The 14,685-nt window shown below is 63.9% G+C and carries 10 protein-coding genes; 5 read left to right on the top strand and 5 right to left on the bottom strand.

What is annotated here, in order from left to right:
- The first annotated feature begins 631 nt into the window (after positions 1-631).
- The 3 genes from gltB (at position 632) to D8W71_RS03400 (ending at position 7,891) form a co-directional block, all read left to right on the top strand.
- On the top strand, positions 632-5,218 hold the full coding sequence (gene gltB, locus D8W71_RS03410; RefSeq protein ID WP_121111012.1) for a glutamate synthase large subunit: 4,587 nt from the start codon (positions 632-634) through the stop codon (positions 5,216-5,218).
- On the top strand, positions 5,211-6,662 hold the full coding sequence (locus D8W71_RS03405; RefSeq protein ID WP_121111010.1) for a glutamate synthase subunit beta: 1,452 nt from the start codon (positions 5,211-5,213) through the stop codon (positions 6,660-6,662). Before gltB ends, D8W71_RS03405 begins: the two co-directional genes overlap by 8 nt.
- Before the next feature lie 317 nt (positions 6,663-6,979).
- A complete protein-coding gene (locus tag D8W71_RS03400) occupies positions 6,980-7,891 on the top strand; it encodes a cutinase family protein (RefSeq protein WP_121111008.1) in 912 nt (303 codons plus the stop codon).
- Here D8W71_RS03400 and D8W71_RS03395 read toward each other — a convergent pair.
- Positions 7,888-9,447 carry an MFS transporter gene (locus D8W71_RS03395; protein WP_121111006.1) on the bottom strand — a complete coding sequence of 520 codons (1,560 nt, stop codon included), beginning with the start codon at positions 9,445-9,447 and terminating at the stop codon, positions 7,888-7,890. The two genes, D8W71_RS03400 and D8W71_RS03395, sit on opposite strands and share 4 nt — an antisense overlap.
- Before the next feature lie 35 nt (positions 9,448-9,482).
- On the opposite strand from D8W71_RS03395, the gene D8W71_RS03390 reads away from it, so the two are divergent.
- Positions 9,483-9,803: a putative quinol monooxygenase gene (locus D8W71_RS03390; protein WP_442972011.1), complete on the top strand. Its 321-nt coding sequence runs from the start codon at positions 9,483-9,485 to the stop codon at positions 9,801-9,803.
- Here the strand turns inward: D8W71_RS03390 and D8W71_RS03385 are convergent.
- The 3 genes from D8W71_RS03385 to D8W71_RS03375 form a co-directional block, all read right to left on the bottom strand.
- Complete coding sequence (locus tag D8W71_RS03385) at positions 9,786-11,240, bottom strand: phage infection protein (RefSeq protein ID WP_121111004.1); 1,455 nt, start codon at positions 11,238-11,240, stop codon at positions 9,786-9,788. The genes D8W71_RS03390 and D8W71_RS03385 overlap by 18 nt on opposite strands.
- 173 nt (positions 11,241-11,413) lie before the next feature.
- The gene (locus D8W71_RS03380; protein WP_121111002.1) at positions 11,414-12,010 is read right to left on the bottom strand and encodes a histidine phosphatase family protein; all 597 of its coding nucleotides are present in this window, start codon (positions 12,008-12,010) and stop codon (positions 11,414-11,416) included.
- A gap of 5 nt (positions 12,011-12,015) precedes the next feature.
- Positions 12,016-12,918 (bottom strand): LysR family transcriptional regulator, encoded by a 903-nt coding sequence (locus D8W71_RS03375; RefSeq protein ID WP_121111000.1) that lies wholly within the window; start codon positions 12,916-12,918, stop codon positions 12,016-12,018.
- Between the two features lie 82 nt (positions 12,919-13,000).
- Between D8W71_RS03375 and D8W71_RS03370 the strand changes: the two genes are divergently transcribed.
- Positions 13,001-14,254 carry an MFS transporter gene (locus tag D8W71_RS03370; RefSeq protein WP_121110998.1) on the top strand — a complete coding sequence of 418 codons (1,254 nt, stop codon included), beginning with the start codon at positions 13,001-13,003 and terminating at the stop codon, positions 14,252-14,254.
- Here D8W71_RS03370 and D8W71_RS03365 read toward each other — a convergent pair.
- A complete protein-coding gene (locus D8W71_RS03365; protein ID WP_121118493.1) occupies positions 14,251-14,655 on the bottom strand; it encodes a TIGR03618 family F420-dependent PPOX class oxidoreductase in 405 nt (134 codons plus the stop codon). The two genes, D8W71_RS03370 and D8W71_RS03365, sit on opposite strands and share 4 nt — an antisense overlap.
- Positions 14,656-14,685 lie beyond the last annotated feature (30 nt).

Genomic DNA, 14,685 nt, shown 5'->3' with positions numbered 1-14,685 from the left:
CGCGCCCCTTGATCACCCTGTGCCGGGTTCCAACCCAGGCGATATTGCGTGCCGTCAATTGCTCTCAGCCGCAGTTGTATTGGAGCCAGATTCGCGCCAAGGCCCGCCGCTTGAATGGTCTTCCGTAGCTATCTGATCGTATGAATGGACCATTCAAGCGATGGGTCGTCCGCATTTTGCCCGCTTGAATGGGACGTGCCAGCTGTCAGATCATATGAATGGACCATTCAAGCGATCGTCGGAGCGGCGTACCCAGGGATGACGGTGAGGGGTATCCACGCGTGATCGGGGTTCGAGGCGCTCGCGTTGCACGCGTCGGAGACGTGTCTATGGATCGACGGACAAACACGAATGCCCTGGTCAGAAGGCTAGATAGGGATACCTTAGTTGCGTGGTGGGCATGGTGCTGATTTATCGTTTGTGGTTGGACCGGCGTACCCGATGCCGAATCCGCCCGCTAGACGCTTGAGCGCTGCGAACGAGCCCACCCGCTCGACGTTAGCCGAAGATCGTTTTCGGGGGTGCTGCTTCAACGGCGAACGGCACCCAAGATAGCCGTCCGCGACGGTCGGCGATCAGTGCCGCGCCGTCGCGGATGTACTTGAAGGCTGGACTTATCCGAAGGCTAGGTATGAAGCACACTCCGGGCCCGCAAGGCCTCTACGACCCCCGTAACGAGCACGACTCCTGTGGTGTCGCGTTCGTCGTGGACATGCATGGTCGTCGTAGTCGAGACATCGTCGAGAAGGCGATCACTGCGCTGGTCAATCTCGAACATCGGGGCGCCGCCGGCTCCGAACCGAACACCGGTGACGGCGCCGGAATCCTGATCCAGGTTCCCGACGCTTTCTTCCGCGCTGTCACGGATTTCGACCTGCCTCCCGCGGGTTCGTACGCAACCGGAATTGCATTCCTTCCGCAGGGGCGCAGCGATGCAGCGCGCGCGTGCGAGGGGGTCGAACGGATCGTCGAGGCCGAGGGCATGAAGGTCCTCGGATGGCGTGAAGTTCCCACCGACGATTCCTCTCTCGGGGCGCTCGCGCGCGACGCGATGCCGACGTTCCGACAGTTGTTCTTCGCCGCCGAGGATCTGTCCGTTACCGATCTCGAACTCGAGCGTCGGGCATTCGTCATCCGCAAGCGCGTCGAACACGAGCTGGGCGAAGAAGGCGCAGGCAAGGACGGCCCCGGCCGCGAGACCGTGTACTTCCCGTCGCTGTCCTCGCAGACCTTCGTCTACAAGGGCATGCTGACCACGCCTCAGCTCAAGGGTTTCTACAACGATCTCCAGGACGAGCGCGTCGAAAGCGCTCTCGGCCTTGTGCATTCCCGATTCTCCACGAACACGTTCCCGTCGTGGCCGCTGGCGCATCCGTTCCGCCGCGTTGCGCACAACGGCGAAATCAACACAGCGACTGGCAACGAGAACTGGATGCGTGCCCGCGAGGCACTCATCTCCTCCGATGTCTTCGGGTCCGACGCCCTCGAGAAGATCTTCCCGGTCGTCACCCATGGTGCAAGCGACACAGCACGTTTCGACGAGGTGCTCGAACTCCTGCACCTCGGTGGACGTAGCTTGCCGCACGCCGTCCTCATGATGATTCCCGAGGCATGGGAGCGTCACGAGTCGATGGACCCCGCTCGCCGGGCGTTCTACAAGTACCACTCCTCGCTGATGGAGCCGTGGGACGGACCTGCATCGGTGTGCTTCACCGACGGCACCCTCATCGGAGCTGTGCTGGACCGCAACGGACTTCGCCCCAGCCGTCTCTGGGTCACCGACGACGGGCTCGTCGTCATGGCGTCCGAGGTCGGTGTGCTCGATATCGACCCATCGAAGGTCGTCCGCAAGGTTCGTCTGCAGCCCGGCCGTATGTTCCTCGTGGACACGGCGCAGGGCCGCATCGTCTCCGACGACGAGATCAAGGACGAACTCGCCGCCGAGCACCCGTATCAGCAGTGGCTCGACGAGGGTCTCACCTCGATCGACGATCTGCCCGATCGCCCGCACGTGCACATGCCGCACGACCGAGTTCTCATCCGCCAGCAGATCTTCGGCTACACCACCGAGGAGCTGAACGTGCTGGTCTCGCCGATGGCGAAGTCCGGGGCAGAGGCAATCGGCTCGATGGGTACCGACACGCCCATCGCTATTCTGTCGACGCGACCGCGGATGCTGTTCGACTACTTCTCGCAGCTGTTCGCGCAGGTCACCAACCCGCCGCTCGACGCGATCCGCGAGGAGATCGTCACGAGTATCGGCGGCACGATCGGACCCGAGGGCGATTTGCTCAACCCGGGGCCTGACGCGTGCAAGCAGATCGTTCTTCCGCAGCCGATCCTGCACAACGACGACCTGTCCAAGCTCGTTCACATCAACGACGACGGCACCCAGGAAGGCCTGCGTTCGGTCGTCGTTCGCGGTCTCTACCCAGTGGCCGAGGGGGGCGAAGGACTCCGAAAGTCGCTGGAAGCCATACGGGCTCAGGTATCGGCTGCCATCTCCGGTGGCGCGCGCATCATCGTGCTCTCGGATCGTGAGTCGAGCGAGAAGCTCGCCCCGATTCCGTCGCTGCTCCTGACCTCGGCCGTGCATCACCACCTCGTACGCGAGAAGACCCGCACCAAGGTCGGTCTCATCGTCGAGGCCGGCGACGCCCGCGAGGTCCACCACATGGCGCTGCTCATCGGATTCGGTGCGGCCGCGGTCAACCCGTACATGGCATTCGAGTCCATCGAGGACATGATCGAGCGCGGTGCTCTCACCGGCATCGAGTTCGACAAGGCTGTCTCCAACTACATCAAGGCCGCAGGCAAGGGTGTGCTGAAGGTGATGTCCAAGATGGGCATCTCGACGCTGGCCTCGTACACCGGTGCCCAGCTGTTCCAGGTCATCGGTCTGTCGCAGGAGCTCGTCGACGAGTACTTCACCGGACTGAACAGCCACCTCGGCGGTATCGACCTCGAGCAGGTCGCCCAGGACGTCGCGACCCGCCACGGCGTCGCGTACCTCGAGAACCGTCAGGAGCGCGCACATCGCGAGCTCGAGACGGGCGGCGAGTACCAGTGGCGTCGCGAGGGGGAGTACCACCTCTTCAATCCCGACACCGTGTTCAAGCTGCAGCACTCGACCCGCACCGGTCAGTACGACATCTTCAAGGAATACACGAAGATGGTCGACGATCAGTCCGAGCGGCTTGCGTCGCTCCGTGGTCTGTTCCGGTTCAAGACCGAAGAGCGCGAGCCGATCTCGATCGACGAGGTCGAGCCTGCGTCGGAAATCGTCAAGCGCTTCTCGACGGGTGCCATGAGTTACGGCTCGATCTCGGCCGAAGCCCACGAGACCCTCGCCATCGCGATGAACCGTCTCGGCGGCCGATCCAACTCCGGTGAGGGCGGCGAGAGCGTCGACCGCTTCGAACCGGACGAGAACGGCGATTGGCGTCGCAGTGCCATCAAGCAGGTCGCGTCGGGACGTTTCGGTGTCACCTCGCACTACCTGACCAACTGCACCGACATCCAGATCAAGATGGCACAGGGAGCCAAGCCCGGTGAGGGCGGCCAGCTTCCGGCCCACAAGGTGTACCCCTGGGTTGCCGAGGTCCGGCACTCGACGCCGGGTGTCGGCCTCATCTCGCCGCCGCCGCACCACGACATCTACTCCATCGAGGATCTCGCTCAGCTGATCCACGACCTCAAGAACGCCAACCCGCAGGCTCGCATCCACGTGAAGCTGGTCTCCGAGGTCGGCGTGGGAACGGTCGCAGCAGGCGTCTCGAAGGCGCACGCCGACGTGGTGCTCATCTCGGGCCACGACGGTGGAACAGGGGCAACCCCGCTGACATCGGTCAAGCACGCAGGTGGACCATGGGAACTCGGCCTGGCCGAGACTCAGCAGACCTTGCTGCTCAACGGACTTCGCGACCGCATCGTCGTCCAGGTCGACGGCCAGCTCAAGACCGGCCGCGACGTCATGGTCGCTGCTCTCCTCGGCGGTGAAGAGTTCGGTTTCGCGACCGCTCCGCTCGTCGTGTCGGGCTGCATCATGATGCGTGTCTGCCACCTCGATACCTGCCCCGTCGGTGTCGCGACGCAGAACCCGTTGTTGCGCAAGCGGTTCGCAGGCAAGCCCGAGTTCGTCGAGAACTTCTTCAACTTCATCGCCGAAGAGGTCCGCGAGCTCATGGCCGAGCTCGGCTTCCGCACGCTCAACGAAGCCGTCGGCCAGGTCGCCCTGCTGGACACGACCGCGGCGAAGGAAGCGTGGAAGGCGTCGAAGCTCGATTTGTCGCCGATCCTCGACGAGGTCGAGTCGGCGTTCATGAACCAGGACCTCTACAACACGGGCGTCCAGGATCACGGACTCGACAAGGCCCTCGATCAGCAGCTCATCGCGCAGAGCCGCAACGCACTCGACAAGGGTGAGAAGGTCAAGTTCGAGTCCAAGATCACCAACGTCAACCGCACGGTCGGCACCATGCTCGGCCACGAGCTGACCAAGGCGTACGGCGGAGTCGGCTTGCCCGACAACACCATCGACATCACCTTCACCGGGTCCGCGGGCAACAGCTTCGGAGCCTTCGTTCCCGCGGGTATGACGCTTCGCCTTCACGGTGACGCCAACGACTTCGTCGGCAAGGGCCTCTCGGGTGGACGCATCATCGTGCGTCCGTCGTTGAACGCTCCCGCCGGCTTCGTCGCCGAGGACAACATCATCGGTGGCAACGTCTTCCTGTTCGGTGCAACGCAGGGTGAGGCTCTCATCCGCGGAGTCGTCGGCGAGCGTTTCGCCGTTCGTAACTCGGGTGCGGTGGCCGTTGTCGAAGGTGTCGGTGACCACGGCTGCGAGTACATGACGGGTGGCAAGGTCGTCATCATCGGTGAGACGGGCCGCAACTTCGGTGCCGGCATGTCCGGTGGTGTGGCGTTCATCTTCGACCCGAACAAGACGTTCGAGGCCAACCTGAACACCGAGCTCGTCGACATCGAGAGCATCGAGGGTGACGAGTTCACCTGGCTCAAGGAGATCGTCACTCGTCATCACGACGAAACGGGATCCGACGTTGCAGAGCGAATCCTCAGCGACTGGTCACAGCAGGTGAACCATTTCGTGAAGGTCATGCCGCGTGACTACAAGAAGGTACTGCTGGCCATCTCCGAAGCCGAGAAGAACGGCGCGGACGTGGACGAAGCGATCATGGAGGCAGCTCGTGGGTGACCCACAGGGATTTTTGAAGAACACCGTTCGCGAACTGCCGAAGCGTCGGCCCGTCGACCTACGGTTGATGGACTGGAAAGAGGTCTACGAGGACTTCTCCAAGGACACGCTGCGGACTCAGGCCAGCCGATGCATGGACTGTGGCATTCCGTTCTGCCACAACGGTTGTCCTCTCGGCAACCTCATCCCCGAGTGGAACGACCTGGTGTTCAAGGACCGCTGGCGCGAGAGCATCGACCGCCTGCACGCCACCAACAACTTTCCGGAATTCACCGGGCGGCTGTGCCCGGCGCCGTGCGAGGCGTCGTGCGTCCTCGGCATCAACCAGGATCCGGTGACGATCAAGCAGGTCGAGGTCGAAATCATCGACAAGGCCTTCGAAGAGGGCTGGGTCGCACCGGTCTACCCGACGTACCTGACCGGCAAGACCGTCGCCGTCGTCGGTTCCGGACCTGCCGGACTCGCTGCGGCGCAGCAGCTCACGCGGGCCGGCCACACCGTCACGGTGTTCGAACGTGCCGACCGCATCGGCGGCTTGCTTCGATACGGCATCCCCGAGTTCAAGATGGAGAAGCGCCACATCGACCGCCGTCTGGCACAGATGGAGGCCGAGGGAACGGTGTTCCGCACCGGCGTCAACGTGGGAGTCGACATCTCGGCCGACGAACTGCGTGCGCAGTTCGACGCCGTGGTCCTCTCCGGCGGTGCCACCGCATGGCGGGACCTCCCCATCGAAGGACGCGAGAACGAGGGCATCTACCAGGCCATGGAGTTCCTGCCCCACGCGAACCGCGTGCAGCAGGGCGACTTCGCCGAGCCCCCCGTCACCGCCAAGGGCAAGAAGGTCGTCATCATCGGCGGCGGTGACACCGGAGCGGACTGCCTCGGAACCTCGCATCGTCAGGGCGCGGAAAGCGTCCACCAGTTCGAGATCATGGCTCGCCCGCCGGAAGAGCGTGCAACGTCCACTCCGTGGCCGCTGTACCCACTGATGTACCGCGTCGCGTCCGCTCACGAAGAGGGCGGCGAGCGAGTGTTCTCCGTCAACACCGAGCGTTTCCTCGGCGAGGACGGCAAGGTCACCGGACTCGAGGCGCACGAGGTCGAGTTCAAGGCAGGCAAGTTCGAGAAGGTCGAGGGCAGCGAGTTCACCCTCGAGGCCGATCTGGTGCTGCTCGCCATGGGCTTCGTCGGACCCGAAAAGCCGGGTCTGCTCACCGATCTCGGTGTGGACCTCAACGAGCGCGGCAACGTCGTCCGCTCGAACGAGTGGGTCACCAACGTCCCCGGCGTCTTCGTCGCCGGCGATATGGGCCGCGGACAGTCACTGATCGTGTGGGCAATCGCCGAGGGTCGCTCCTGCGCAGCCGCCGTCGACACCTTCCTTCAGGGTGCCACCGCACTGCCCGCTCCGATCGTGCCGACCCAGGCGCCGCAGCGGTAGTTTTCTCGTACGCCGACCCACCGCTTGAATGGTCTTTCGTAGTCATCTGATCGTATGGATGGACCATTCGAGCGGTGGGTCGTCCGCATTCTGCCCGCTTGAATGGTCCTCGGTAGCTATCCGATCGTATGAATGGACCATTCAAGCGATCACCGGGCCACACGCACGTTTCCCCGCGCAAAAACCTCGTTCTCGTTCCAGCATGTGAGACTTCACAACTTTAGGTAACCTCCGTTTACCGATTGGGCATCAATTCGACATCGAGGCGTGGAATTCTCGCCTGCGAAGTCGAAGTCCGCTATAGCAGTGAGGTCACCATGCGCGTGAAGAAGCTCGTCGCCACCGTCGGTTCCGCGATGGCCGTGATTGCCGGAGTCGGAGTACTGCCGACGGCCACTGCTTCGGCCGATCCAGGTTCGTGCCCGAGCCTCTACGTCGTCGCTGTTCCCGGAACCTGGGAGACCAGCTCGGGTGCTGCGCCGAAGCCCGGCATGTTGACCGCTGTCACGGACCGGATCGCCAGTTCGAGCATCAGGACCGACTATGTGTCCTATCCCGCCACCGCGTTTCCGTGGGAGGGCGGTGTATACGGCGAATCCCGTGCAGTCGCAACGGCCAACGCGGGCGGCATGATCAAGGCAATGGCCGATCAGTGCGGTACGACGAAGTTCGGCATCATCGGCTACAGCCAGGGTGCCGATGCCGCAGGTGACCTCGCGGCAAGCATCGGGACGGGCCTGGGCGTCGTACCTGCCGATCGGGTGGTTGCCGTCGGACTGATCTCCGATCCGAAACGGTCCGACGTCGACGCACTTGTCGGTCCCGAGGTCGTCGGCACCGGAGTCGGCGGCCCCCGCGTCGGCGGCTTCGGATACGTCAGTCCGGTCGTCCGCACGTTCTGCGCCGTCGGCGATCTGTACTGCTCGACGCCGAAGGACGATTACGTCGCCAGGCTCGCCGGGTTCCTCGCGGTCTCGTCCGATCCGAGCCCCAGCGTCGCCGCACAGGCTCAGAAGGACGCCGAGGTTCTCCTCGGCGACATCGCGGCTGCCGGCGGACTACCGGTACTGCAGGGCCAGCTGTCCGATCAAGCCAACGAGCAACGCCGACGTGAGATCGAGGCGTTCTACCGGTCCGGAATTCACCAGGAATACGGTTCGTACGCAGTGGATTCCAACGGTACGAGCGCAACGACCTGGTTGGCGAACTACCTACGGGACAGCATCTAGGACGACGTCGCCTTCCCCCGCAGAAGCAGGAAGACCACCACAGTGGAGACGGCCATCAAGCCTGCGCTCCACGCACCGGCGAGGTTCAGCCCGTCGATGAAGCTCGACGCGGCGAGTTCGCGCAGGGCGTCGGCGAGCGGGGCAGGAAGGTAATCGGCGACGGCCATGCCCCCACCGACGGTTTCGGCTGCGGGTCCGGCGATCTCGGGGGGCGTCTCCGGCGGCAGTGAGTTCTCTATGCCGTTGCGATAGACCGTTGTTCCGATGGTGCCCAGAATTGCAATGCCGACCGCGCCGCCCAGTTCCGCTCCCGTCTCGGACAACGCCGATGCGGCACCTGCCTTTTCGGGCGCGGCGGCCGTGAGGACGATATCGGAGTTGAGCGTCGACGCTGCGCCGACACCGAGGGTGATGAGCGACATCCCGGTGATCAGCAACGGTATGCCCGAGTTCGCGCCAACGAAGTGCATGGTCAGCGAGCCGAAGGCAATCAGCAGCAGTCCACCGGCGATGATGGCACCCGTCGGGACGTATTTGCTCAGGGTGGGCGAGAGGACGGCTCCGAGTGCTGCAGCTGCTGCCGGTATCAGCAGCCAGAGCCCCGCGGCGAGTGGCCCGAGTCCGACGAGTAGCTGCAGATACTGCGAGGCGAACAAACTGAAACCGGTGAGTGCGAAGATCACCAGGAACTGAACCAGAACGGCTGCACTGAAGGCACGTTCGGCGAACAGGGTGATGTCGATCAGCGGGTCGCGGGCTCGCCGTTGGCGAAGGACGAAGAGGGTGGCCAGTATCAGTCCGCCGACAGCGGTGGAGACGGTGGTGGCGTCGAGACCGTCCTGAGCGCCGTGCTTGATCGCGTAGACGATACCGAGCATGGCCGCGATCGACAGGCCAACGCTGATCGGGTCGAACTTGCCGGGGTTGGGATCCTTGAACTCGGGGACAAGCAGTGGGGCACTGACGAGCAGGAGAACCATCACCGGAATGTTGACGAGGAACACCGAGCCCCACCAGAAGTGCTCGAGCAGGAATCCGCCGATGACGGGACCGATCGCGCCGCCGCCTGCGAACCCGGCGGTCCACACGCCGATGGCTTCCTTGCGTTGACCGGGGTCGTGAAACATGTTGCGGATCAGAGACAGTGTGCTCGGCGCGATGGTCGCTCCGCCGACGCCGAGCAGGGCGCGCGCAACGAGCAACATCTCGGGGGATGTCGAGAATGCAGCGAGCACCGAGGCCGCGCCGAAGACCATGGCACCGATCATCAGCAGGCGACGTCTGCCGATTCGGTCGCCCACTGATCCCATGGTGATCAGAAGGCCGGCGAGGAAGAAGCCGTACAGGTCGAGGATCCACAGCGTCTGATTGCTACTCGGCTGAAGATCGGCAGTGACGGCAGGTAATGCCAGGTAGAGCACCGAGATGTCCATGGACACCAGAAGAATCGGTATGACGAGAACACTGAGCCCGAGCCAGTCCTTGCGTGTTGCCTTCTCGTGCACGGTGGCCCCTTTGTTTGCCTGACGGGTTTCTTTCGGTGTCGACGCGCCCATGACGGTACCGTCGCCGGTAGAGGTTGCTGTCAGATGTGACCGACGTCGAAAGGATTCTTGTGCTCAGTGATCTGAAGGTCGTCGCAACGATCACCGCGAAACCGGACTCGGTGGACATCGTCCGAGCTGGTTTGGCGGAACTCGCAGCAGAGTCGCTTCACGAGGACGGCAACGTGTCCTACGAGTTGTTCGAGTCCGGTTCGGAGCCCGCGACGTTCGTCACGATCGAGGTGTGGCGGTCAGAGGACGACCTCAACGCTCACATGCGCACTCCGCACCTGCAGAAGGCGCTCAGCGAATTCGGTGAGCATCTGGCCGCCCCGCCGGCCATCCATCCACTACGCGTGGTTCGGTAGATCCGCTTCTGATCGCCTCATGACGAGGCCCGAGACGACCAGCAGTACTGCCGTCAGGGCAATCGCCAGCCACCCCGTCGACGTCATCGCGGAGTAGCCGATCTCGCGAGCACCGGCCGCTGTGTACGCCATCGGCATGAACGCCGAGAGGTGACCCCAGATGGCCGCACTGCTGGCATAGGCTGCGCCGCAGACGACGACCTGGATCAACAACAGTGCGACGTTCACGGCCTGCCCGACGGTCGGTCCGAGCAAGCGTTGTATCGCGCCGGCGGCGGCGAGGTACGCGGCAGCGGAGACGACCAGGAAGAGCCCGGCCCCCAGGAGTGCTCCAATTCCGGCTTCCGGGGCGGTGAAAGCGAACGCCAAGGCAGCGCAGATTCCGACTGCGAGTATCGCGACGGCGGCAGCAACCCACCGAAGACGAGAGTCGCGACTCAGCACGCGGACCAGGCTGACTGCTCCGATCGCGCCGACAGCCACGAGAGCGGCGATGAGGTACGGCGCAACCGGTGTGCTGGCGGAGGTAGGGGCGACCGCGACGACGGTGGCCCCGGAGTCGTCGGCGTTCAGCTCGGATGCCTTCGGCAATGACGCCGACGCCTCCTGGACGTTGGTCTGAATTCCGCTGACAATGCCTGACACAGGCCCGACGGCAGTGACGAGCTGATCGGTTCCGGCTCGAAGTTGGCCACCGCCGTCGTCGAGCTGTCCCAGTCCGTCGCGCAATTGCACGGTGGCGTCGCCGATCTGACCGGTGGCCGTCAGGAACTGGCCGGACGGATTGTTCAACTCGCCCGACAGCTGCTGGGCCCCGTTCTTGAGGGTCTGCAGCTGGTCGAGGGTCGACGGGCCGAAACCTTGCGTGTTCAACGTGTCGATGACGCTGCGAATCTGACCCGAGATGGCGTCGGAACCGGGATGCGGAAAGCTGTCGACCTGCACGGCTGTGGCTTCGAGCTTGGCCGTGAACTCCGACTGCTGCGCACCGAACGCAGACAGCCGGTCCACGAGCTGATCGACACCGCCGCTGATCTGCGACGCACCGTCGCCAAGCTGGCCTATTCCGTCCTGGTACTGAACGAAACCGTCGGCGAGCTGGATGGTGCCGTCGTGCGCCTGGGTGATGCCGTCGGCGAGTTGGACGACACCGTCGTTCAGCTGTTTGCCGCCGTCGGTCAGCTGCGACACTCCGCCGGAGAGGAAGCTGATGGGCAGGTTGGCTTGCTGAAGACTTCGCCTGGACGCTGCGAGCGGGTCGCCCGATGCGCCCTCCTCGGCACCTGCCTGGGTCGCAGATTCGGACGCGAGGGTCTGCTCACTGTCGGGACTCAGGTCGTAGCCGGCGCCGAGCGCGAACGCGCCCGCCGCTACCAGCGGAAACGCAAGGGCTACGAGAGCAGCAGACGGCCGACGAAGAAAGCGCAATTTACCCATAATGGTTTCGAGGCTAACTGCACTTGCACTGTGCATTCACCAACCGCAGGTGCCGTGAGGTCCGTAAACCGGGCCTGAGCAGGGACTTTAAGAGGTCTCTGAGGATCCAGAGATGCTCCGCCCCAGTGGCACGGTCAAGTGCCCCAGCGGGCGCTTAACCGTGCCACTAGAGGTTAGCGATTGCGGGGCAGCAAATCCCACACGTGCTGAGTCTCGTTGACCGAGGCCACCGAGCGGCTACCGTTGCGTGAGTAAAGAATTCGAGTGATCGAACAGTAGTCGATCGGGAATCCGAGCACCGTGGGCGTTCCGAGAACATCCTGCAGAAGGATGTTGATCACGCCGCCGTGCGCGAAGACCACCACGGTGTCGGTGTGTTCGACGCCGGACACAGCCTCGGCCATTCCACCGAGCACACGGTCGCGAAACGCGCCTTCGTCGACCTGCTCGGGCAAATGGCCTGCCTTGATACGGGCAAACGCGTCGGCGAACTCTTCCCGAGCGTCCTCGATGGGGATGTAGCCGCCGAAGTCACGGTCGTATTCGGTGAGGCGTTCGTCGGATTCCAACGTCAGACCGAGTTCTGCTGCCACTCCGGTTCCCGTCTGCAACGCCCGCAACTGGCTGCTCGCGACGGTACGGGCAATCGCGAAGCGGGCCAAAGCGCCGGGAAGTCGTGCAGCCTGATCCACCCCGAGCTCGGCGAGAGGTGGATCAGCCGAGTCCTCCGAACGGACGGGCAATGCGTGGCGTACCAGGATCAGCTGCACGGGGTCTACCTAACCACCAGCCCGCGACCGCTGCGGACGACGAGAGTGCGAAACGCCTCGACCTGGCTCGCGGGAGTCCGAGGAGACCAGACCATCCCGATCCGGCGTCGGGCAGTGGTGTCGTCGATGCGTACTTCTACCGTCTCGGGGCCGTGTCCGCGCAACCGAGGCAGGATGGAAATACCCAGGCCGGCCCCGACGAGCCCGCGGAGTGTGTGAATGTCCTGGCCCTCGAACGCAATCGTGGGTGTGATGCCTGCCTCGGCCCACAGTTCGTCGCAGATGGACCGCATGCCGAACCCGTGTCCCATGGCGATGTAGTTCTCGTCGCCGGTGTCGGTCAGGTCGACCGAACGTGCGCCCGCGAGTCGGTGGCCTGCGGGTACGACGAGAACCAGCCGCTCGTCGTAGAGCTGAAACGAGTTCGCATCGGTGTGCTCGGCGCTGAGCGCAACGAAGGCGAGATCGGCCGCGCCGTCGTCGAGACGGTCGAGGCATCGGGCGCGTGCACCCTGGTCGAGCTCGAAGGTGACCTTCGGATGCTCCTCACGAAATTTCTTGATGAGTGCGGGGACGATGTCCTCACCGAGCGTGTTCTGGAAGCTGATGGAGATACGGCCGCGGGCTCTGGCGTCGTGCTCGCTCATCGCGTCCAGTCCGGCTTCGAGGTCGACGGCGACGCGGTGCAGGTAGGGCACGAGAATGCGACCGGCGGCAGTCAGAGCGATACCGCGCCCCCGCCTCTCGACGACGTCGACTCCGAGGATGTTCGACGCCCGGGCGATCTGGCGACTGACGGTCGGCTGCGGCACGTCGAGAAGGTCGGCTGCCTCGGTGATGTGTTCGGTATCAGCGACGGCCAACAGTGTCGGTATGAGGGGGAGCAGGTGTCGGGCCTCGTCGCGCATTCTCGAATCATACGTTCGGTGAATGAATCAGGCATTGCTCATGCATTGGACGTAGGTAGTTCGTCGTCCTAACGTCGTAGCAATGAGTTTCTCGACAGACGATGTCCTGGGGTGGGAGGGCCATCCACGCGGGTCCCGTGACTACAAACGACTCGTCGCAGCCCTGTTGTTCGCGGGTATCGCAACGTTCGCGCAGCTGTACTCGGTGCAGGGCATTCTGCCGCTCATCGCGTCGAGCCTGAAGATCACACCGTCGCAATCGTCGCTTGCCGTGGGCTTCGCGACCGTTGGTGTCGCGGTATCGGTCCTGCCGTGGTCGGTGATCGCCGACCGAATCGGCCGGGTCAAGTCGATGAGCATCTCGGTGATCGCGGCGACGGTGTTGGGGCTGATCGTCCCGTTGTCGTCGTCGCTCCCGATGTTGCTGACTCTGAGGTTCTTCGAAGGCGCAGCGCTGGGCGGTCTGCCTGCCATTGCCATCGCGTACTTGAGCGAGGAAGTTCACCGCAAACACACGGCTCTCGCAGCCGCGACGTATGTGTCGGGCACGACGTTGGGTGGACTTCTGGGGCGAATTGTCGCGGGACCGGTTGCCGAGCTCACCAACTGGCGGATCGGCACGCTGACGGTCTCGGTCATCGCCGCCGTCGCGGCCGCGCTGTTTCTCGTCCTCGCGCCCAAGCCTCGCCGCTTCCTCGGTACGTCCGCAGACGAACCGCCGCTGGGGACGAGGTTGAGGGCCAACCTCAGAGATCCGGGCATGCTTGCGTTGTACGCCCAAGGTTTTCTGCTGATGGGCGGGTTCGTCGCGATCTACAATTTCCTCGGCTTCAGGCTGGAGGACTCGCCGTTCGGACTGCCGCAGTCACTGATCAGCCTTATTTTCGTGGCCTACCTGAGCGGGACGGTGTCTTCGCGAGTGGCGGGTCAGCTGGCGGTCAAGCACGGTCGGGGTCCGGTTCTCGCCGGATCGACGGCCGTCATGATCGCGGGTGTCGGGCTCACGATCAGCGGCAACTTGGTCGTTATTCTCGGTGGTCTCGTGGTCCTGACCATCGGATTCTTTGCCGCTCACGCCATTGCCTCGGGGTGGACCGGTCACCGGGCAACGGTAGGCCGCGCGCAGGCGACCTCGCTCTACAACCTCTTCTACTACGGCGGATCGAGCCTGATCGGGTGGCTCGGCGGCGTCATCTACCAGCAGTTCGGTTGGACGGTGATGGCACTGTTCGTCGCCGTACTGGCCGCTGCTGCGATGGTGGTCATGCGCTTCGCGCCTGTGAGTGCCCACGCCGTGACGAGTGAGCGCTCACAGGCGGCTTCAGTTGCGCCCTAGTCGGTCTTGACTTTGCCCCAGCCGACGTAGGCGTCGATTTCGAGGTGGCCGGTGACTCGGGCCTGGTCGCGCACCGGGTAGGGCACACCGGTGTAGAAGGTGGAGATGCGATCGATGTCGACCAGATCGGGATCGTCGGTCAGCGTGATGGATCCGTGGACAGTCACGTGTGTGTACCAACTGGCTTCGTCGAGCACCGAGATCGAGACCTTGGGATTGGCCCTGATGTGCTCGAGGCGCTTGCGGTCAGCCTGGAAGTTGAGGACGATCTTGCCGTCCTCCCACAGGTACCAGGTGGGAGCGGTGATGGGCGTTCCGTCGGCGCGGACGACGGCCATGACGGCCGGGTTCGGCTTCTTCAGGATTTCGATGGCATCTTCGGGCAGCGGTGGCTTCGGCATACCGTCAAGCCTACTGAGCCCAAGCCCGCC

This window comes from Rhodococcus sp. P1Y, assembly GCF_003641205.1.
Lineage (GTDB): Bacteria > Actinomycetota > Actinomycetes > Mycobacteriales > Mycobacteriaceae > Rhodococcoides.
This window is presented reverse-complemented; position numbering and strand designations above follow the sequence as displayed.

Coding starts and splice junctions, on each gene's coding strand:
- D8W71_RS03400 (WP_121111008.1), top strand. CDS start 6,980: ATGCGCGTGAAGAAGCTCGTCGCCACCGTCGGTTCCGCGATGGCCGTG.
- D8W71_RS03385 (WP_121111004.1), bottom strand. CDS start 11,240: ATGGGTAAATTGCGCTTTCTTCGTCGGCCGTCTGCTGCTCTCGTAGCC.
- gltB (WP_121111012.1), top strand. CDS start 632: ATGAAGCACACTCCGGGCCCGCAAGGCCTCTACGACCCCCGTAACGAG.
- D8W71_RS03370 (WP_121110998.1), top strand. CDS start 13,001: ATGAGTTTCTCGACAGACGATGTCCTGGGGTGGGAGGGCCATCCACGC.
- D8W71_RS03395 (WP_121111006.1), bottom strand. CDS start 9,447: ATGGGCGCGTCGACACCGAAAGAAACCCGTCAGGCAAACAAAGGGGCC.
- D8W71_RS03365 (WP_121118493.1), bottom strand. CDS start 14,655: ATGCCGAAGCCACCGCTGCCCGAAGATGCCATCGAAATCCTGAAGAAG.
- D8W71_RS03375 (WP_121111000.1), bottom strand. CDS start 12,918: ATGCGCGACGAGGCCCGACACCTGCTCCCCCTCATACCGACACTGTTG.